General features: G+C 33.4%; 13 protein-coding genes. 4 read left to right on the top strand and 9 right to left on the bottom strand.

Annotated elements, in window-relative coordinates; translation table 11 throughout:
• Nucleotides 1-27 precede the first annotated feature (27 nt).
• The 3 genes from ACFVQC_RS06065 to ACFVQC_RS06055 all read right to left on the bottom strand — a co-directional run bounded on the left by ACFVQC_RS06065 (nucleotide 28) and on the right by ACFVQC_RS06055 (nucleotide 4,682).
• Nucleotides 28-1,437, bottom strand: coding sequence for a glycoside hydrolase family 1 protein (locus ACFVQC_RS06065; RefSeq protein WP_377897670.1), 1,410 nt, complete (start codon nucleotides 1,435-1,437; stop codon nucleotides 28-30).
• Nucleotides 1,438-1,641: 204 nt separating this feature from the next.
• Nucleotides 1,642-2,643, bottom strand: coding sequence for a phosphatidylinositol-specific phospholipase C (locus ACFVQC_RS06060; RefSeq protein ID WP_377897669.1), 1,002 nt, complete (start codon nucleotides 2,641-2,643; stop codon nucleotides 1,642-1,644).
• Between the two features lie 197 nt (nucleotides 2,644-2,840).
• Entirely contained in the window at nucleotides 2,841-4,682 is a 1,842-nt protein-coding gene (locus ACFVQC_RS06055) for a S8 family peptidase (protein ID WP_377897667.1), read from the bottom strand.
• Between the two features lie 295 nt (nucleotides 4,683-4,977).
• Here ACFVQC_RS06055 and ACFVQC_RS06050 point away from each other — a divergent pair, with 295 nt between their 5' ends.
• From ACFVQC_RS06050 to ACFVQC_RS06040, 3 genes are all read left to right on the top strand, one after another.
• Complete coding sequence (locus ACFVQC_RS06050) at nucleotides 4,978-5,775, top strand: cell wall hydrolase (protein WP_377897666.1); 798 nt, start codon at nucleotides 4,978-4,980, stop codon at nucleotides 5,773-5,775.
• 299 nt (nucleotides 5,776-6,074) lie between these two features.
• Entirely contained in the window at nucleotides 6,075-7,412 is a 1,338-nt protein-coding gene (locus ACFVQC_RS06045) for an NAD(P)-binding protein (RefSeq protein WP_377897664.1), read from the top strand.
• Between the two features lie 539 nt (nucleotides 7,413-7,951).
• Nucleotides 7,952-9,871 (top strand): LTA synthase family protein, encoded by a 1,920-nt coding sequence (locus tag ACFVQC_RS06040; protein WP_377897661.1) that lies wholly within the window; start codon nucleotides 7,952-7,954, stop codon nucleotides 9,869-9,871.
• 164 nt (nucleotides 9,872-10,035) lie between these two features.
• Here ACFVQC_RS06040 and ACFVQC_RS06035 read toward each other — a convergent pair whose 3' ends face one another.
• Nucleotides 10,036-12,819, bottom strand: a complete 2,784-nt coding sequence (locus tag ACFVQC_RS06035; RefSeq protein ID WP_377897659.1) for a dynamin family protein — start codon at nucleotides 12,817-12,819, stop codon at nucleotides 10,036-10,038.
• A gap of 583 nt (nucleotides 12,820-13,402) precedes the next feature.
• Between ACFVQC_RS06035 and ACFVQC_RS06030 the strand changes: the two genes are divergently transcribed.
• On the top strand, nucleotides 13,403-13,588 hold the full coding sequence (locus tag ACFVQC_RS06030) for a hypothetical protein (RefSeq protein ID WP_002014615.1): 186 nt from the start codon (nucleotides 13,403-13,405) through the stop codon (nucleotides 13,586-13,588).
• A 409-nt stretch (nucleotides 13,589-13,997) separates the two neighbouring features.
• On the opposite strand, the gene mutL is transcribed toward ACFVQC_RS06030, so the two are convergent.
• From mutL to miaB, 5 genes are all read right to left on the bottom strand, one after another.
• Complete coding sequence (gene mutL / locus ACFVQC_RS06025) at nucleotides 13,998-15,941, bottom strand: DNA mismatch repair endonuclease MutL (RefSeq protein ID WP_377897657.1); 1,944 nt, start codon at nucleotides 15,939-15,941, stop codon at nucleotides 13,998-14,000.
• Between the two features lie 8 nt (nucleotides 15,942-15,949).
• Nucleotides 15,950-18,613 carry a DNA mismatch repair protein MutS gene (gene mutS, locus ACFVQC_RS06020; protein ID WP_377897656.1) on the bottom strand — a complete coding sequence of 888 codons (2,664 nt, stop codon included), beginning with the start codon at nucleotides 18,611-18,613 and terminating at the stop codon, nucleotides 15,950-15,952.
• 180 nt (nucleotides 18,614-18,793) lie between these two features.
• Nucleotides 18,794-19,336: an outer spore coat protein CotE gene (gene cotE, locus ACFVQC_RS06015; RefSeq protein ID WP_001288802.1), complete on the bottom strand. Its 543-nt coding sequence runs from the start codon at nucleotides 19,334-19,336 to the stop codon at nucleotides 18,794-18,796.
• A 127-nt stretch (nucleotides 19,337-19,463) separates the two neighbouring features.
• Entirely contained in the window at nucleotides 19,464-19,895 is a 432-nt protein-coding gene (locus tag ACFVQC_RS06010; protein WP_377897654.1) for a YlbF/YmcA family competence regulator, read from the bottom strand.
• A 3-nt stretch (nucleotides 19,896-19,898) separates the two neighbouring features.
• On the bottom strand, nucleotides 19,899-21,428 hold the full coding sequence (gene miaB / locus ACFVQC_RS06005; RefSeq protein ID WP_016100344.1) for a tRNA (N6-isopentenyl adenosine(37)-C2)-methylthiotransferase MiaB: 1,530 nt from the start codon (nucleotides 21,426-21,428) through the stop codon (nucleotides 19,899-19,901).
• Between the last annotated feature and the right edge of the window lie 233 nt (nucleotides 21,429-21,661).

The following is a 21,661-nucleotide window of genomic DNA, read 5'->3' as shown; positions in this document are numbered from 1 at the left end:
CTTTCTCCTAAAATACTCTTTTATCTGTTATAATTCTTCTCCTCTCGTTTCAATCACATGTTTATACCAATGAAACGAAAGTTTCTTCTTACGTTTTAAGTGATCATTATGATCGACAAAAATAAAGCCATATTGCTTTTTATATCCATTTAGCCAGCTTAACAAGTCAATAACTGACCATGCATAATAGCCTTTTAAATTGATTCCCTCTTGAATCGCACGTTTCATTACTTTTAAATGCTCTTCAATAAATTTAATTCTCGGCACATCTACAATTTCCCCGTCAATAATTGGGTCTTCATCACCAAGTCCGTTTTCTGTCACATACATCTTTATATCACCGTAACGATCTTTCAACATATGCAAGCCATCTAAGAAACCATCCGGAGATATTTCCCATCCCCATTTTGTATATGTTTTATCATCCATTTTAACTGTTCGATAAAATCCATCAAAAGAAGGATTACCTGGAGCAAGTGTAGAGTTTTCTCGAGAATGTTCCTCATTCTTTAGATCCACATCGTATCTTTCCACTCGTATCGGTTGATAATAATTCAAGCCAATAAAATCATTTTTCCCAGCATTTTGTTTAATGATTTCTAATTCTTCAACCGTCCAATTAGGAGTCCATCCTTTTTCCTTTAATTGTTGTACAACATAGGACGGATACTCGCCTTTTAAAACTGGATCATAATACCAATACGTTTCATATTCATTCGCATGATTTGCTGCTAGTATATTTTCTTTTTGATCATCCACACTATAAGCAGGCAAGAAAACATGCGTGATACCAATCTCGCCATATTGTTTCAACTGCTTGTACACTGCAACTGTTTTTGCATGTGCATAAAATACATAATGAGTCGCTTGAAAATACTTTGGAACATCATTTTGTATCCCTGGTGGATGTGCACCTTTTAAGTACCCTAATCCACAAAACATCACTGTCTCATTAAAAGTAATCCAATGTTTAACTCTATCACCAAACGCCTTAAAGCAAATCTCTGCGTACTTTACAAAAGCTTCCGCTGTTCTTTTATTCGTCCATCCACCGTCCTTTTCTAAAGATAACGGTAAATCCCAATGATATAAAGTGACAAACGGTACAATCCCATATTTTAAACATTCATCAATTAAGTTGTTATAAAATTCTATTCCTTTTTTATTTACCTCTCCATCTCCAGTCGGCAATATTCTCGCCCACGAAATAGAAAAACGATACGATTCTAATCCCATCTCAGCCATTAAACGAACATCTTCCTTATATCGATGATAATGATCAACAGCTACATCACCATTTGTTCCATTATATGTCTTGCCATGGATTTTTGAAAAATCATCCCAATTCGTAACACCTTTTCCATCTTCATTCCATGCACCTTCTACTTGATAAGAAGCTGAAGCAGCCCCAAATAAAAAATCATGTGGAAACTTCATAATATATACCTCCGTTTCATTACAATAAATAAAATTCATTACTACATATAAAATTTATTGGTACAAATTTTATATGTGTAATTATAGCTTAAGTTTCAATTTTTTTCTATCATGAACGTATGATATATAAAACTATATTTAATGTTAATTATTAGAAAACAAAAAAGAAGCGACGTATTTCATCGCTTCTTACTCTCATCAGCTTTACTCTTTTACAAGTGACTTATTCGCTCTTATAACTTCTTGATAAAGTATTGGTGACCATTTTTCATTTATATAATCTTGAATCATCCAGCCTACTCTTGTAGGATTCTTTTGTTTCATATAGTTTGCAATTTCAGGATTTATATAAGAGGCGTAATAATATGGACTATTCCATGCTGTACCGCCAGAAGACAAGCTTGTAAAATTAATATACAGATGATTACAATCTTCACTATTGTTATTCGTTTCATTTATCGTTTCATTTATCGTATCTTTAATAGATTTTACTTTCTCATCATAACTCACTTTATATTTATCTTGTACTGTTACATTTACATTTTGATTTACAGTTGTCGTAAACGTCTCATTATCTGGCCAATAAAAATTATTATATCCTCCAGATTCATTACTACCACTATATCTTTTTAGTAGTACAATTTTCCCTCGAGCATCTCCAAGCTTTATATTCCCTTCTGTTTTTAAAAAGATAGGATCAAGAAAATATTTTTTTTCAAACGTACTACTAAATGAATCTTCTGCCCCTTTCATATCCTCATACTCTTTTTTTAAAGACATAATAATCGTTTCACTTGGGTTATCTTTTAAAAATTGTTTCGCTTCATTTATAAATTCGTGCAATGTTACATAAAGATATAATGGCCCATGATGAAGAACTATCGTATTATCATCTGTTAAACGCCCTCTAATATCAAAAATTCTAGCTCCGTGATCCATTTGGTAACGAAAATCATATTCTTGCGTCATTCCCCATACTTGCTTTATCGGATTTTGCAACTTGAACGTTCCACTATCATGTGTTCCTGGAATTGAAATTCGTGTTAACGGTATGTCATCAGGTATAGGTTGCATCCATTTTGACCAGTTTTCAAGCCCATTACCAGAACTAGCTGCAACTGCTTGCTTATCATTGAAAGCAAATACAAATGTGCTAAGTATAGTACTACATATGAATAATTTCAAAATAAACTTCTTATTGCTCATTATTATTCCTCCCTTTTTCTGTTTTATATCAAACTTATTGAATATAATATAAGCTAGCTAGTAAAAAATAAATAACATTTCATAAATATGAAATGTTTCATAGAAGTAAAATTTAAAAATCATTCACATATTCTTGATATACTAAAAAACTTTAAAGAAATAAAACAAAAGGAACTTGTTTAGAAACTCCTTTTGTTTTATTTTATATTCAATACATACGAACCATCTTTATTCTCATACTTATAAACATAAAGATAATATTTACCTGGTTTTGCACTATATGTTCCTTTAATTACATTTCCTTCGTTTTCACCATATGCTACATAGGTATTTAAATCTGATTCATGATGAAGCACCCATGTCATTCCAATATTCTTTTCATTTAGTAGAGAAATATTAATATTTTCTGGCGAGTCAATTTGGAAAGTAAATACATCCACATTATCGCTATTATGGAGTTTTCCTTTCATTGGTGTATGAAAGTTAACTTTATTTGCCTGTCTAGGTTCATTATTTGGTTCATTTTCTGTTACTTGTAACTCATTCCCACCGTTTGGTTCTCTTCGTTCATACCCTAAGTTTACTAATATAGACTTCAAATCTGGTAAAACACCAATTTTATCTGAATATGGATCTTTAGACTTCGTTCCAGTGTTATGGTTACTTAATATCGTTCTTAGTTCACTTGGTCTATATGGTTGCCCTAAATTTTCTTTAGCAATACTTTGTACTAAAGTCGCTGCTCCGGCAATAATAGGCGAAGCACTAGACGTGCCACTAAAGCTGGATGTATAAAGATTTACAGCGCTTCTACTTTGCTCAGCTGTAGTTGTATCTACGTTTTCTCCCCAGCCGTACACATCAATACGGCTTCCATAATTCGAAAACCACATACGTTCATGAGGGAAAGATGAAGAGCCCGCTCCTACCATAATTGCACCTGAATCTTTAAAGTCTTTACTATTACGATTTGAAATTTGTTTACCATTTCTATCTTTAAATTGATCTAAATCATTCCAACCATTTGCTCCAGCCTCTATAATTACAACACCCTTATCTGTACCAGCACGAATTGCATCAAAGATATCCGGTTGTACTTCAACAGGTAAATATTTATCACCATATCCATCAAAGGAAGCTTGTGCCTCTAATAATAAAACATCCCCAGCTTCTAAATGATTTACAGCACTTAGTATTGCATCAGCTGTATTATACTGTCCGTTATCTCTTATTTGAGAAATCACTTTTGCTTTCGCTTTTGGCGCAATCCCAATATTCCCCACTTCATTATCTTCAGAGGATACAATTCCTAATACAGATGTCCCATGGCCGACATGTTGTTCTATATTTCTCCCAGACATCAATTCAATGTTTTGATGCACTAAATCCTCATGATTTAATAACCAACCATATTCCATATCAACAAAAGTTATACCCTTTCCATTTCCTCCTTGAACTCCCCAGGCGAAAGGTGCATTAATACCGTATGGTGCTGCTTCAAGATAGCCTTGTTTATTAAATCTAGGATTATTATTAGGATTAATGGATACACTTGATGGTTGCATTTCAGGTGGCGTTATTTTTTCTTGTTTCTTCATATACACATCTTCTATTAAAGAAGATGCTTTTAACTTATCTACTAGAGCTTCTTCACGCTCACCATTTTGAGTTTGAAGAATATAGTAGTTTAATAAGCTTGTAGATACATTATTAGGTGCTTGCACTTCAAGCTCTTGTATTTCTTCCGGACTTACAGATGTGAATAAACGAGTAAATGTTACATCTGGATATTCTGCCAAAAAATCTTCTAGTACTTTATCGTTCGTTTGAGATTGTATCTGTTTTTCAATACCATCTTCATATGGAAATTTCAAATCCGCTCTGAATTTTACAATGATTTGCTTATCTGTTTCTTGTTCTATCCCTAATTTACTCTGCTGTTCTATAGAATCAGCATTTACAATATTAATAGTGCCTCCAATTCCTATAAGTGTTGAAACAATTACAGCTGAAACACATATCCTTTGAAATATTTTCATTACATCAATCCTCCTATCAATAATTATCAATCATTATATTAATCTATAATGATTTAATTTCTATAACATATTAAGGTACCTTTCTACTAAATAGATTATAGTAATCAGCAATATGAACTTCAATATATTTTTATATGCAATATTTCATATTTGAATCCTATATGATATAAATAAAAAACTTATAATGATTATTTGTTTTATATGTGCTAATATACTTACATTAAAATATTTATATTTACATATTCTGAATTACATCACTCAACAGTTACACCTTAATTTTTTAGGAGGATTCACAATGAAATTATTAAAAATAAAACATATAATTCCTTTATCTGCAGTAGCAATTACATTCGTATGTAATCAAGGTACAGCTGAAGCTTCCACCATACATACAGTAAAAAAGAATGATACACTTTGGGGCATTAGTAAACAATATGGAGTTTCAATACAAGCTATTAAACAAGCGAATAATAAAGGAAACGATCAAACTTTTATTGGTGAACAGTTAAATATTCCAGGATCCATGAAATCAAATGAGGTCACTGTTCATCAAAACGACAAACCTAAGAACATCTCTGGACAAATTATTTACCAAGTACAGCCGGGAGATTCATTAGAAACGATAGCAAAGCGTTACAATGTTACCGTTCAATCTATAAAACAAATTAACAATACAGTTGGAAACAAGCTTTATACAGGACAACATGTGAAAATTAATTCAAGTATTTCAGAAAAAGAAAAAGAATTAATGGCACGCTTAGTTACTGCTGAAGCGGGTGGCGAATCATATAAAGGAAAAGTGGCAGTGGCGAAAGTTATTTTAAATCGTGTAAATGCAAAAGGTTTTCCTAATACAATAACAGGCGTTATTTATGAACCTATTAAACACGGATATGCATTTACTCCTGTTACAGATGGAAGAATTAATCAGCCTGCAAGTGCAGAAGCAAAAATGGCAGTAGAAGAGGCTATCTCCACAAATGGAATACATTCTGATTGGCTTTATTTCTACAACCCAAAAACATCAACAGACAAATGGATTACGACACGTCAAACAGTAGCAGTAATCGGTAACCATGCCTTCGCTAAATAAAACTATAATTCCCTTCTAATTTATGTACTTAACAACTTTTTTAAATGATGAACAGACCTTTTTACTGAAAAGGTCTGTTCTTTTTATATGCTTTTATGAATCATATGACAAAGTGATTATTTAAAACTATATCTCCTTTCAAATAAAAACATTTGTATTTCATCCACCACTCAGAGAAATTGAAAAAGTATAAAGTTCAAAAACTTTCTCTTTATTCATGAAAGCTATTTCTTAACTTCATAAAAGTGTTATACACTAGGAAAATAGCAAACAAACTATTCGTTAGCAGGTGAAAGAATATGTATGATGTTACAATTATCGGTGCTGGAGTGAGTAGCATTTTTATGGCTTATACATTAGCCAAAAGCAACAAAAAGGTTTTAATTCTTGATAAAGGCAAATCGTTAGAACATCGAAATTGCTCTTTAGAACAAGGGGAAATATGTAACTGTACTGTATGTGATAAATATTTCGGGTTTGGTGGTTTAGGAAAGTCTGAAGGGAAATTTAATTATACAAACGGCTTTGGAGGCGAACTTGAGCAAAAAATAGGTAAAGAAGGTTTTATGCACCTGATGGCTGAAGTAGATGAAATTCTATGCCAGTTTGGCGGAAGTTCAGTTTCAAAATATTCTACAGAAAATCTAAATCTCACTAAGAGAGCTGAAGCGTGTGGTTTACAAATGTTAACAACGGAAGTAAGGCATCTGGGTACTAAACTTTCCAACAGCATTTTTCAGCAGCTCTATGAATTTTTACTTACGAAAATAAATATTCAATTTCATATAGATGTACAACATATTATGAAACAGAAAGATCATTTCAAAATAGAAACAAACCAAGGAATAGTTCATTCTAAACAACTAGTATTTGCAACTGGGCGCTCTGGGGCTGATTGGTTAAAAGAAATGTGTACTTCTCTAAATATTTCTCAGGAGCAAACACGTGTAGATTTAGGTATTAGAGTAGAAATGAAAGAACATCAATTACGTTCTATATTAAAAGATACTTTCGAAACGAAACTTTCTTATCAAAGCGAAAATTTCACAGCAACTACTTACTGTATGAATCCAAAAGGACGCATTATTCGGAAGTACGAAGAAGGTTTAGTTATGCCTGACGGTCAAAATTTTCGAGAACGAGGAACTGGCACTCCTAACTTAAATTTCACTTTGTTTATCCCGCGCTATTTTCCAACTCTCAAAGAAGCAAATGTATACGCAAGTTCAATTATTAAAAGCATTAACCAAGGACGAGATCGGATTGTTATACAGCGCTTAGAGGACTTAATAAAGAAACAACCTACTATGGAAAAAGATATGAAACATAATCGTATACACCCTACACTACACGGAGATTATGGAGATTTGCATAAAGAAATCCCTCCATTATATATTGAAGGGCTCAAAGCATTTTTATTACGTTTAGAACAATTTACCCGAGAACCTATCGATCAAGATACTTTATTATATGGAATTGATGGAAAGTTCTATGCTCCTACGATAAAAATCAATAACCATTTTGAAACAAGTATGAATGGGCTATTTTTAATTGGAGATTGTTCAGGCGTCACTCATTCATTATCTCAAGCAGCCGCAAGCGGTCTGTATGTTGGAAAATATTTATCAGATATTTAAACTCTTTAATTAAGATGCCAGTCAAATGTTTTAAGTCTCACCACCACTTTACTTATCTAATAATAACGTTAATGAAATCCTTATCCCTCCCCCGCTAATGATTAACCCACAAAGAATCAGGATTTTACGGGATATATGAAAAACTACATTCTATGTAGAATGTAGTTTTCTACTAATTAATATAACCGTTTACTTTAAAATAACTTTTTTTAAATTCTAACTAATTTAATGTCAATAATTTAAAAAGGGTCTATTCATTTTCACTTTCATTTGTTCGATATTTTGTAACATCATCATAGTGTTTATTATGTTAGGATGTCTATAAGCCACTTTCGCTACAAATATGACTTTTTCTGCTCCGTTTCTAAAAAAAATTAGATTTATGTTACTTCGCTTTAAAATTCCCCATCATATGTATATGAATACTTCAAATTATTACCTTTAGAAAAACATAATCTAAATGGTTCATTACACTCTAATAGTTATAAAAATATAATATATAACACTGGTTAAATAATCCATATAAAGAAGGTGTAAAAATGAAGAATAAAATAAATTTACAAATGCAAAATATAAGCTTTGTTATACTAATTGCTTTAGCAGTATGGTTAAAAACATACCTTATTACACGATTCAGTTTTGATTTAAAAATTGAGTCTTCTACACAAGAGCTTATTTTATTTATTAGCCCCCTAGCTGCATCATTAGCATTTGTTGGATTAGCATTATTTGCAACTGGTGAAAAGCGAAATTATATAGCGCTATGTATTAATTTCTTATTAACTATAGTTCTCGTTGGAAATGTAATGTTCTATGATTTTTATAGTGATTTCGTTACGTTACCAGTACTTGGACAAACATCAAACTTTACACAATTAGGCGGTAGTATTAAAGAAATATTAAACTACAAAATTATACTCGCATTCGTAGACATTATTTTCTTCTTTATTTTGTTAAAGAAGAAATCAATAGTCTTTAAAACAGGACGTGTAACTCATTCTGCACGCTTGTTATATTTTCTCTTAACGATTGCTGTATTTTTTGCGAATCTACATCTTGCAGAAAAAGAGCGTCCTGAATTATTAACGAGATCCTTCGACCGAGTAATGCTTGTTAAAAATTTAGGACTATATACTCATCAAGTATATGATTTAACACTGCAAGTAAAAGCAGGATCACAAAAAGCACTTGCTGATAGTAGTAAACTACAAGAAACAGAAAACTACGTAAAGGCAAACCAAAGTGAGCCGAATCCTCATATGTTTGGTGCAGCGAAAGGAAAAAACGTAATTGTCGTTACTCTTGAATCCTTGCAAACCTTTTTAATAGGTGCATCCGTCAATGGTCAAGAAGTTACACCGTTCTTGAATGAATTCATAAATGAAAGCTATTACTTTGATAACTTTTTCCACCAAACTGGTCAAGGAAAAACATCCGATTCTGAATTTCTAATAGATACATCGTTGTATCCATTAAATCGAGGAGCTGTATTCTTCACGCACGGTAACAACGATTATACTGCGACTCCAGAAATTTTACGTCAGCAAGGCTATTTCACTACTGTATTCCATGCGAATAACGCAACATTTTGGAATCGTAATATCATGTACTCTGCTCTTGGTTATGATCGTTACTATAATGAACTTGATTACAAGATTACGCCAGAAACAAATTTAAATTGGGGATTAAAAGATATCGAATACTTTGATCAATCAGTAGACATATTAAAAACAATTGATCAACCATTTTATGCTCGTTTCCTTACTTTAACAAACCATTATCCATTTACGTATGATGAAGATACAAAATTCATTGAACCATATAACTCTGGTAATGGCGTATTTGATCGTTACATCGTAACAGCTCGTTACTTAGACGAATCAATTAAAAACTTTATTGAGCGTTTAAAAGCTGAGGGGCTTTATGATGATTCTATTATTGTCTTATACGGTGATCATTATGGCATTTCCGAAAAACATAATCGCGCAATGGCGCAGTTTTTAGAAAAAGATCAAATAACAGAATTTGATACTTTAAATTTACAACGTACACCTTTATATATTCATGTCCCTGGACAAAAAGAAGGTCAAATCATTTCAAAGCCCACAGGACAAATCGATATGAAACCTACGATTCTAAATTTATTAGGGGTTGATACTACTAACGATATCCGTTTTGGCCATGATATGTTTTCAGATGAATATACCGGATTTGTTGTTTTCCGTGATGGTAGCTTCGTTACAGACAAGTACGCCTATACAAATCATACTTTTTATAATCGAGAAACAGGTGAGGTTGTAGATCTACCAAAAAAAGAAGCTCAAGAAATGATTAACCGTGCACAAAATGAATTACGAATGTCTGACAAAATTATTGAAGGCGATTTATTACGTTTCTCAGAAAGTAATAAAATTAAAACTGGAGAAGTAAAAACTAAAATTAAAGAAACTGAAAAATAATCTATATATGCGAAGGGAGCAACTAACTACAGTTGCTCCCTTTTTACTCTCTTATAACACATGATGCAATTTAATATAAAAAAAGTCCTGACATATTATATGGACGTAAGCAAAAAACAACTCCAAAATCTACTTTCAGTGTATATTTTGGAGTTGTTTTACGTTTATTCTATGATTGTTTCTAAAGTTAAATCTGTATAGGCATTATACTCACCTATATTTAAGATTACTTCACATTGACGTAATCTCAATTCAAAGAGCGTTATAGAATCATGATAAACTTCAGGATTTGATTTCATTTTATGTAATATCTCTTGTTTTTCTTGTATTTCTAAATGAGTATTTTCTACAGCTTGTTTCAAGGAGTTAAATGGATTCCTAAAGAACATATTAATATCCCGCTCTTGTGTGTTTTCAAACAGCTCAAATTGCAAGAAAAATTTCTTCATAATAGAAGCCGTTACCTCGGTATAATCTTCATTTTCTAAATACTGTTTGTATTTGTTATATAGCATCGCTCTATTCTTTGGAAGAACCCCAAATAATTTGCCGGCACTTTTCAGTAAAAATTTTGCTGGCGTAAATCGGCGTAAAATATTTACTTCTTCCATTTGTATTCTAGTCGTCATTCTATCAGTATCTCTGCGCCAGTCATCAAGCACTTTAAAGTCACATTCTAACTGTATTCGATTTTCTCCAAATAAAGAATTAAGTCCTTCACTGAGTTCTTCTAAGTACGATTGACTTTGAAGGAACTCATTATTAGAAGTTGCAATCCAATTTTGCATAGAACGAGCAAAATTAGGTAATACAGTTTGTTCTAGATATTGTTGCACCCTTTCATTCATCGCTGTATTTAGTTCAATATCAATGTGCCCGAAATCGCTGTCTTCACTAATTAAATCAGAACAACTCTGTAATAGCTTCGGAATACGTTCAGTAAGATCATTAGTAATCTCAGTTTTCATTGCACGATATGATTCTGTAATTAAATGAATTTTTTCCTTTTCAAAAGCAGTAAGGTTATTAATACAACCATTTAGTTTAACTAACATATCTTCATTCCAATTAATAACATCTACTAGATTGTTTTCCTTCTCAACGCGTTTATCCAGAAGATATGTAATTGTTTTTCGAATGAAAAACAATAGCTTTTCAGTACGTTCTGCATCGATATTTTTATGGTTAAAGTTAAAACGAATAAACTCAGTTAAATCATTTAGTTGTTGACTACTTGTATATAACGAAGAGTAAGGGAAAAGTCTCGCATGCGGGAAATATGCGTTTATTCTCGCTTGCGTATCATGTAAAACTCTTTTTACTTCTGCTTCACTATAAATGTTATCGATTTTATTTAATAAGAAATGTATTTGTAGATTTGGTGTATGTTCTTGAATGCTTAATAGAATGTCACGTTCTTTATCAGTAAAAGGTGAATCCGCATTCAATACGAACAATAATTCGTCTACTGAATTTAAATATTCAAATATTTCATCCCTAGTGTCGTTATTCCTATTAAAGCCAGGTGTAACTACAAATGTAAGTTTATTTTTACTTAAAAATCTGCATGGTAATTTAAATTCAACACATGCTCTCTCTCTATATGTTTGATGATGCACTGCCATCATATTATGGTAATCAGAGAAATTCTCAGTTGTTGTAATTGCTGAATCTGTTATAGCATTAATTTCTGTATGAGCATCATTTTTTAAAACCACTACATTTGAGATTGAGCTTTCTAATATATTTTCTCCTAATATAGAGTTAATAAATGCAGTTTTTCCGTTTCCTGAAGTTCCCGTTACTAAAATACGATTTGTTCTTAAATCTGCAAGCTCGCCAACTAACCATCTAAATCTGTGACCCATTTCTATATCATGCTTTTGTGCCCACTGTGTAATAGATTCAAAAAGATGTAAACTATACTCTAAGCCATTCACATGATTAATAGAATATGACAGTAGGTTTTCCGCATGTTTTATGTTTGCTGAATCTATTTTGGAAGGAAAAATCTCATCCCATGCCAATACAGCTGCAGATGGAAATACAGCGTGAGATGGATTGACTACCTTTAGCCAGTTTGTTAACAGATTTGGAATGATATCGTGTAATTGTCTAAGCATATATTGACCTTGAATTAATTCAAAGTACGTTTCCTCGTAAAGAGAAGAAATTTTGTCCCATATATCGGACGAATGTATTTCGATATGTAAGAAAAATTCATTTATTGTGTTAAGCCATAATAAGTAATTTTGTTCATTTTTATAACTGTTCCAAAGTGATGAAACAATTTGCGTAAATTGTACTTGATCTACATTATTTAATGTAACTAATATTTCATAAAAATAATCTGGTGAAATATTTTTAGTAAACCCTTTATCGATATACCCTTTTAGAACTTCAAACCACGGATAAGATTCTGTTCGAATTAACTCATTCACAGCAAGCTCTACTGCACTATCAAAATCTTGCTGTTCCTCATAAAAGGAACGGGCAATTATTGTGACGTTTGGATAATCGGGATTTAAATTAACTGCTTCTTTAATAACATTGAAAGCTGAATCAAAATTATTTTGCTCGATGTAAAGAGAAAGTAATTGCAGTCCAATTTCGGTCATCAATATTTTGTTATCAGTAGTAATGGAAGTATAAACATCTTCAGCAACTGATAATCGGTTAAGTTCGAAGTAAGCATCAGCAATGTTTTTTTGTGCCCATGGTGCTAGTTCATTACTAACTTTCTCCCATTTAAAAATAGCTGCTTCAAAATCTTGATGGTGGTAATAAAATTCTCCCTGTGCAAAACGAATATAAGACCCATCGGAAATCTCATCTTTTTCTTCGTTTAAATAAGATTCTCCAAGTACTTGAAGAGGTGGTTGTGTTTCATTCTCTATTAGGAATGTTTCATAATACATCTTTTTTATTAATTGTTTTTCTAATCTCATCTTTTCCCCCACTATATCTGAAAAATACGTTTTTCTCCAAATGTCAATACTTTTTTGTATGTATGCTTTTTATCTTAACAAAGAATTTCTTTTGGAAAATTTCATTTTCCTTTCATTTTTCAAGTAAGATTGAATTTTTATGAGAAAAGTTTCAGTTCTTTTTCAATTCCCTTTCAGTTGTGAGACAACATTAAATGTTCCTAATAACCTAATAACACTATAATATTCCACATTATTTTATTAGGAAAATTCAATGTGGGTTGAATTATAAAAACAATCTATAACGAATATATATGCAACGTTTGATTCGCTGACAAACAAAAAACTTCATATAATAGTTGTTAGATGAATCTATATGGCACGTCTCTTCAGAATTTCAGATACATCACAATAACTTAAAAAACAACAATATTAGTCAACGGCTTTTCATACAATATCTTTCTCGAATTGTTTTCCTATAAAATATTTCAATAGTTATGTAATTAAATTCCATTAACCTATATAAATAACTAGTCCAAAAAAATATATATGCATATCATGTTATAGTAAAGAATTTAGGAAATCCTAAAAAGGAGGCATTTTCATGTTTGAAGATAAATCTAAAATAAATTACCCATATGAATTTACAGAAACTACAACAGTTCCTCTAAAGAACCCCATTGATAAAAAATTCAAGAACGGCACAGATACACATAACTTCCCAATTAAAAAGCATTATAAAGAGCAGGTTTTATATACTGAAAAAATTAATAATAATAAAAATAAATAATCGTATAGATCATCATTGTGCCCATGAACAGTTACGTTTTAAGTAGTGTCTGAATCCTGATTTTGCAGCTCACACACCCTTTAAAAAGGAGAGTTTACTGGAAACTTTCCTTTTTAAAAAGTGCTGATATGCCGCGCTTTCTTTATTCTTAGTAGGATTTGATAATAGGATAAAGTAACCATAGCCAAGAAAGTAATTCCTTCAAAAATGAATACATACTAAAAAACAAAATACCGTTATAGCCTCTTACATACTCTTTCCAATTCTTATTTCAAAACTAAACCGCTTCACACTCATTGAACAATAACAAATCTACATAAAAAAAGAGGGCAACTAATTACTGTTGCTCCCTTTTCAATCTAACTTTATCTTTATTAAATCCAAACATTTTAGAAGAAAGCAATTCCCCCTACATAACCCTCTTAAACATCTTCTCCAACTCATAAGTAGAATGATGCACAAGAATCGGTCTCCCGTGCGGGCATGTGTATGGATTTGTTGTTGTGCGCAGCTCTTCAAGTAAAGCAAATATTTGATCGTTCGTTAAATATTGATTTGCCTTGATAGATGCTTTACAGCTCATCATAATAGCCGCTTCTTCACGTAGTTTTTTAATATCAACTTTTTTTAGTTTAACAACCTGCTCCATCATTTCATCAATAATTTCTGTTTCTTGCCCTTTTGGGAACCACGTTGGGTGCGAACGAACGATAAAGGATTGATGGCCGAATTGCTCTAAAAATAGACCGACTTTCTTTAGTTCTTCTAACTGCTCTTCGACACACAAAAATTCAGTAAGAGATAAATCAATGCGGTACGGTACAAGTAACTCTTGTACTTCTTGCGTAACTCGTCCCACTTTATCACGGAAATATTCATAATTGATGCGTTCCTGCGCTGCGTGCTGATCAATCATATATAACCCGTTATCATTTTGAGCGAAAATATATGTTCCATGCATTTGTCCAATTGGATAAAGCGGTGGTAAATCGTTACCGTTCATTTCAATCTCTTTTATTTCCCCGACTTCTTCTTCTAATTCCTCTAATTCAAAGTCTTCTTCGTTACTGTTCCATGATTTCTCTTCCCGAATTTGTTCTTCGATTATCGGTTTAGTAGATGGCTGCCAACTTTGTTCTTCTCTTACTAGCGACTGTGGTGGTTGCCATTCTTGCTTCGGCTGTTGCCACAGTTGTGCTGGCTGTTTTACAGTCGTTGTTTCTTTTTGTTTTTCATCCATGCCAGTCGGTAAAATAATGTTTGGCACCTGTGATTCTTTCGGCTTTGTATGCTCAAAATGGAACTGCCCTTGCACACTTTCATCTTTTTCTTTTTTCTTCGTTGTTACACTTGCATCTGGAATGAGCTGTATTTTTTTGAATGCAGCTTGCAATGTTTCTTCGATAAGTTTTAGCAATTCTTGTTCTTTACTAAAACGAACTTCTAATTTCGCTGGATGTACGTTAACGTCAACAAGCATTGGATCCATTTCAATTGATAAGAAGCCGATTGGGTATCGTCCGATTGGCAGTAACGTATGATATCCTTGCTGAATTGCTTTCATTAATACGAAATTTCGAACGTAACGGCCATTTACAATCGTTGACATATAGTTACGAGACGCTCTCGTTACTTCTGGCAATGTTACATAACCCTTAATGGTAAAGTCTAGAGACTCAGCTTCAATCGGAATCAGCTTCTTCGCAACTTGAATGCTGTAAATCGATGCAAGTACTTGTCTTACATCACCGTTTCCTGATGTATGAAGCAATTTCTTTTCATTATGAAACAGTTTTAACGATACTTCAGGATGTGACATTGCAATACGATACACGATATCTGTAATGTTCCCAAGCTCTGTATGAATAGTTTTCATATATTTAAGGCGCGCTGGTGTATTAAAGAATAAGTTTTGTACTGTAATATCTGTTCCTTTTCGGCTCGCCGTTTTCTCTTGTCTTATAATGTCTCCACCTTTAATAATAAGGTGTGTACCAGGCGCATCACCGGTGCTTGTGATTAATTCTAATTCACTTACAGAAGCAATACTCGGCAGGGCCTCTCCGCGGAAACCGAGCGTTCTTATACGAAATAAATCATTTTCATCTTTAATTTTGCTCGTTGCGTGGCGTTCAAATGCAACGATACAATCTTCTTCTGCAATGCCATCTCCATTATCAATGATGCGAATTTTCGATAACCCAGCTTCTTCTAAGTGGATTTCAATAGATGTACTATTCGCATCGATGGAATTTTCCACGAGTTCTTTTACAACTGAGGCAGGGCGCTCTACTACTTCCCCTGCCGCAATTAAATTAGAGAGTTGATCATCGAGTTTGCGAATTTTCCCCATCTACTTACTCATCCTTTCTTTAACTTTTTCTGTAAACGATACAGTTCGTTCATCGCTTCTAAAGGCGTCATATCGAGTAAATCAATCTTTTTAATTTGTGCAAGTACTGCCGTTTCTTTTTGATCGAGCACAGGCTTGTCTTGTTTTTTCGAAGACTGTTCTCCTCCAAAGAAAGATAGTTGTGATTCTTCGTCTGTCTCTTCTTGTATTTTTGCCGGTTCTTCTTTTACAACAACTGGTTCTGGAGCAACTTCTTGCACTTTCACTTCTACTCGTTTCGGAATAATAATTTCTTCCTGTCCTTCTAGTTGCGCTAACACTTCTTTCGCGCGAGCGATTAAGCTCTCTGGAAGCTCAGCAAGTTGAGCAACGTGAATTCCGTAACTTTTATCAGCCGCTCCATCTTGAATTTTATGAAGGAAAACTACTTTTCCATTCTCTTCAATTGCTGAAACATGTACATTCTTTAGTTGGTCTAAATTTTCTTCTAACACTGTTAATTCATGATAATGTGTAGAGAATAATGTTTTCGCACCAATTTGGTCATGAATATGTTCAATGATTGCTTGTGCAAGTGCCATACCATCGTACGTAGATGTACCGCGTCCAATTTCATCGAATAAAATTAAACTTCTTTCTGATGCATTTGCAATTGCATTTTTCGCTTCTAACATTTCAACCATAAATGTACTTTGACCTGAGATTAAATCGTCCGCTGCACCAATTCTCGTAAAGATTTGATCGAAGACAGGTAATACTGCTTCTGTCGCTGGTACAAAGCAACCAATTTGTGACATAACAGTTACAAGTGCTAATTGTCTCATATACGTACTTTTACCAGACATGTTCGGTCCTGTAATTAAAAAGACATCCATCTTCTCCGGCATAATACAATCATTCGGTACATACAATTTCCCGTTCAATACTTTTTCAACGACAGGATGACGACCATCTTTAATAAAGATTTCGCGTTTAGTTGTTAAAACAGGTTTTACAAATTGCTCTTCTTCACTAACTGTCGCAAAGCTTTGCAGTACGTCTAGTTCACTAATTACTTTCGCTAAGTGTTGCAATTTCGGTATGAATACTTTTACTTCTTCGCGAAGTGCTGTAAATAAATCGTATTCTAATTGTACAATTTTCTCTTCTGCTTCTAAGATTAATGTTTCTTTTTCTTTTAGTTCATCTGTTATGAAACGCTCTGCATTTGCAAGTGTTTGTTTACGCTCATAGCGCCCTTCTGGAAGTACTGCAAGATTCGCCTTCGTCACTTCAATGTAGTAGCCAAAAATACGGTTGTACCCAATTTTTAATGATTTAATCCCTGTAATATCACGCTCTCGTTTTTCAAGCTCAGCGATCCACGTTTTTCCATTTTTACTAACGTAACGATATTGATCAAGCTTGTCATTATAACCATCTTTAATAATATCTCCATCTTTAATAGAAAGTGGTGGGTTCTCTTGAATACTTCTTCCTAGTAATTCAGTTAAGCTCTCACATGGATCCGCACCTTGAATTAGCCTTGCTGCATAAGCATTATCTAAAAGACTAATCGCTTCTAAAATAGCTGGTACTTGCAGTAAAGAACGTCTTAACTGTAATAAGTCCCGTGCATTTACATTACCAAATGCAACTTTCCCTGCTAAACGCTCTAAATCATATACTTCTTTTAACTTTTCTTTTAAATCTTCACGTAAGAAGTAATCATTTACAAACGTTTCAACCATTTCTAAACGCTCTTCAACTTTTTCTTTCTGGATAAGTGGACGTTCCATCCACTGTTTTAACATACGCCCACCCATAGCCGTTTTTGTTTTGTCTAATAGCCATAATAATGAGCCTGTCTTTTCCTTCGTGCGAAGAGTCTCTGTTAACTCTAAATTGCGTTTTGAATGCACATCAATTTTCATAAATTGATTCGTGTAATAAATTTCTACTGGTTGCAAGTGATCTAACGAACGTTTTTGTGTTCTTATCACATAGTTAAATAAGCGTCCAATTGCTTTAATTAATTTTGCTTGGGAAACATTTTTCACAAGATGTTCTAATCCTTCTGGAATAGTTGTTGCATCTTCATACGAAATCGTCATTTTTAATGTTTCAGTTAATTTATTTAACTCATCTTTTGAAAATGTAGAATCTACAACAATTTCTTTTGAACCAGTTGCATACACTTCTAATAAAATATCTTCTACTGAACCTGTTAACAACGTCACTGTATTTTGTCCAGTCGTTAAGTCATTGCAAGCTAGCGCATAAGATCCATCTTCAAAATGTGTTAATGCTGCTAAGAAGTTATTCTCTTTCTCGTCTATTGTACGCCCTTCCATCATCGTTCCTGGCGTAATTAGTTGTACTACTTCACGACGTACTACACCTTTAGCTGTTTTTGGATCTTCCACTTGCTCACAAACAGCTACTTTATATCCTTTTTCAACAAGTTGTTCAATATAATTTTTAGCTGCATGATGCGGTACACCGCACATCGGTATACGTTCACTACTACCACCATCTCGGCTCGTTAATGTAATTTCAAGTTCATGAGCTGCTTTAACCGCATCTTCAAAGAACATTTCATAAAAATCACCTAATCGGAAAAATAAAAAGGCATCTTGATAGTCTGCCTTAACCTTTAAGTATTGCTGTATCATAGGCGTATATTGCGTCATGTCTTTCCTCCATAATTCTTACATAATAATCTATATTCATATATGTCACACTTCACGGACACCCATATCTCCTATTCCAGGAGTCTTTCCTCATTATAGCACATTTCATAAGGAATCATGGTTATTCAGCACCACTTATGTACTGTAAAAAGCTAGGAAGAACTTCTCCCTAGCTTTCTCTTACTCTTCTTCTGCGTCAACGATAAAGTTCGGATCTAATTCTTCAAACTCATCATCATCGACTTGGAAATCCTCGTCTGATTCTACGCAACCTTCAGGATTTACACTTACACAAATTTTCGTTTCTCCAACTACTTCTGTTACAAATTCACGTTCTACCGTCACAACAATTTTATTACCATTTGGCGATACAAGAGCTTCTAAACAATTTGGCGGCTGAATTACACGAGCGATAATTTCTAAATCGTCACCAGAGAAGTTTTTATCACGATACCCAATGCTTACTTCATCAGTGTAGTTAACACGTTCTGTTACAACTTCAGTCTTTGTGTTTCCATCAAATGAATACCAAGTGTTTACATCATAGAAACCTTCAATTTCCACATGTTTCCCATTCTTTCTCGCTTCGTACGAATGGTTAATTACCCAGCACCCTAAAATACTTGTTGGCTCATTATTCGATTCACATGTATGCGTTGACTTTGTATACTTACGTCCTTTTCCAACCACTGCTTTTGTAATAATCTCTCTAAATTCGGACATTCGTAACCCTCCTCAATCACTATTCACTTAATCATATGCGTGACAATAGCGGAATGTGTCATTCTTTTTTTTGAGAAGAATTTACGATATAACCCACTAAAAAAAGAGATGTCAATAAGACACCTCTTTAACAACCACAATTTCCTTTTTTACTTTCTACCGCCGCACCAGTTTCACCCTTCAACACATCGCCACCAGTTGAAACTAATATTTCATCTGTTACATTGTTAGAAATGGTACTAGCAACTAGCTGTAGTAAGTCATTTACATATGTTTGTGAAGATTTAAACTCCTGTACAACTGGGATATTATCTAACTTATCTTGAAGCGCATCAATTTCAACTTCTACTTTTTTCAAAGCTTCCCATTTCCCATAATGTTGCAAGTTTACTGCTTGTTTTTGCAAAGCTTTTATTTCTTCAATTGCTCGCTTTACATTTTCATTTTTATGAATTTGTGCTTCTGCTCGCTTAAAGAAATCGACTTCTTCTGTTTCAGAGATCATTTTTGCTAATTCTTTCGCTTGCTCAACAATTTCATCTTTCGTATATACTTTCATCTATTATTTCACCTCAATCGGTTCCTTAACCAATTCCCCGTTAAGAGACCAAGTTTTTGCTTCCGTTACTTTTACTTTCACAAGCTGACCAATTAAAGATTTTGAAGCAACAAAGTTTACAAGTTTATTCGTACGTGTGTATCCTGCAAGTACTTCAGGGTTATTCTTACTTTCTCCATCAACTAATACTTCTACAATTTGTCCTATATAGCGCTTATTCTTATTAACTGCATATTCATTCACTAGTGTATTTAAGCGTTGTAATCGCTCTTTCTTCACTTCCATCGGCACATTATCCTGCATTTTTGCAGCTGGTGTACCTTCACGCGGAGAATAAATAAATGTAAATGCCGTATCAAATCCTACTTCACGATATAACGACATCGTCTCTTCAAACTGCTCATCCGTTTCATTTGGGAAACCAACGATAATATCAGTCGTTAGTACTGCATTCGGAATGGTTTCTTTAATTTTTCGTACAAGCTCTAAATAGTGTTCTCGCGAATATTTACGCGCCATAATTTTAAGCATATCTGTACTACCAGATTGAACTGGTAAGTGGATATGTTCTACTAGGTTACCACCTTTTCCAAGAACATCAATTAAATGATCATCAAAATCACGTGGATGGCTTGTTGTAAAACGAATACGTGCGATATCGATTTTACGAAGTTCATCCATTAAATCGCCAAGACCATATTGTATATCTTCAAAGTCTTTACCGTATGCGTTTACGTTTTGTCCAAGTAACGTAATTTCTTTATAACCGTTCGCAGCTAAATGGCGAATTTCTTTAATAATATCTTCTGGACGTCTGCTACGCTCTTTTCCGCGTGTATACGGTACAATACAATATGTACAGAACTTATCACAGCCATACATAATATTTACCCAAGCTTTAATATCACCACGACGTACTTTCGGAAGGTTTTCAATTACATCCCCTTCTTTTGACCAAACTTCAACTACCGTCTCTTTTGAGAACATTGCGTCCTTTAAGATATACGGTAATCTATGAATATTATGTGTACCAAACACCATATCTACATGCTGATTTTTTTGCATAATTTTATTTACAACAGATTCTTCTTGAGACATACAACCACATACACCAATTAAAAGATCCGGATTTCTTCGCTTTAATGATTTTAAATGACCAAGTTCACCGAACACTTTATTTTCAGCATTTTCACGAATTGCACAAGTATTTAATAAAATCACATCTGCCTCTTCAGTTGAAAAAGTTGGCTCATATCCAAGTGTTGTAAAAATCCCAGCCATTACTTCTGTATCATGTTCATTCATTTGACAGCCATATGTACGAATGTAAAACTTTCTTCCTGCACCAAAATTGCGGAACTCTTCAGGTAAGCCAAAATCTCGTTCAATTTTAACTTCTTCTTTCCCACGCTTTTTCGCCAATTTCAAGGAAGGTGGTTGGTATACACTTTCAAAGTATTTACTATAATCTTTCTCTTCTTTTTTCGTAGAGGAATTTGCTTGTCGACTTGCTAATCGTTGTTGCTCGTTCATCGGTAATCTCCTTTCACCCTTAACTATACTCACTCTGTAGTCCATTTTAATGCGCTTAGACCCATCTCAATGATGTTAGATAGCTTGAGAGATAACTTGCCCTTTGAAACTTGAGTAATCGATCTAATCATCCGTAAGAATGAAGTCTTCCCCACACAAATAGACATTCCCTTTTTATTATTTCATCTTGTCCTACCCAAAAGCATATTGCTTTATCCCTATACACATTACCA

The sequence above is a fragment of the Bacillus sp. NPDC057893 genome (assembly GCF_042796455.1).
Lineage (GTDB): Bacteria > Bacillota > Bacilli > Bacillales > Bacillaceae_G > Bacillus_A.
Note: the sequence above shows the minus strand (reverse complement) of the source record. Positions and strands in the feature narration are given on the sequence as shown.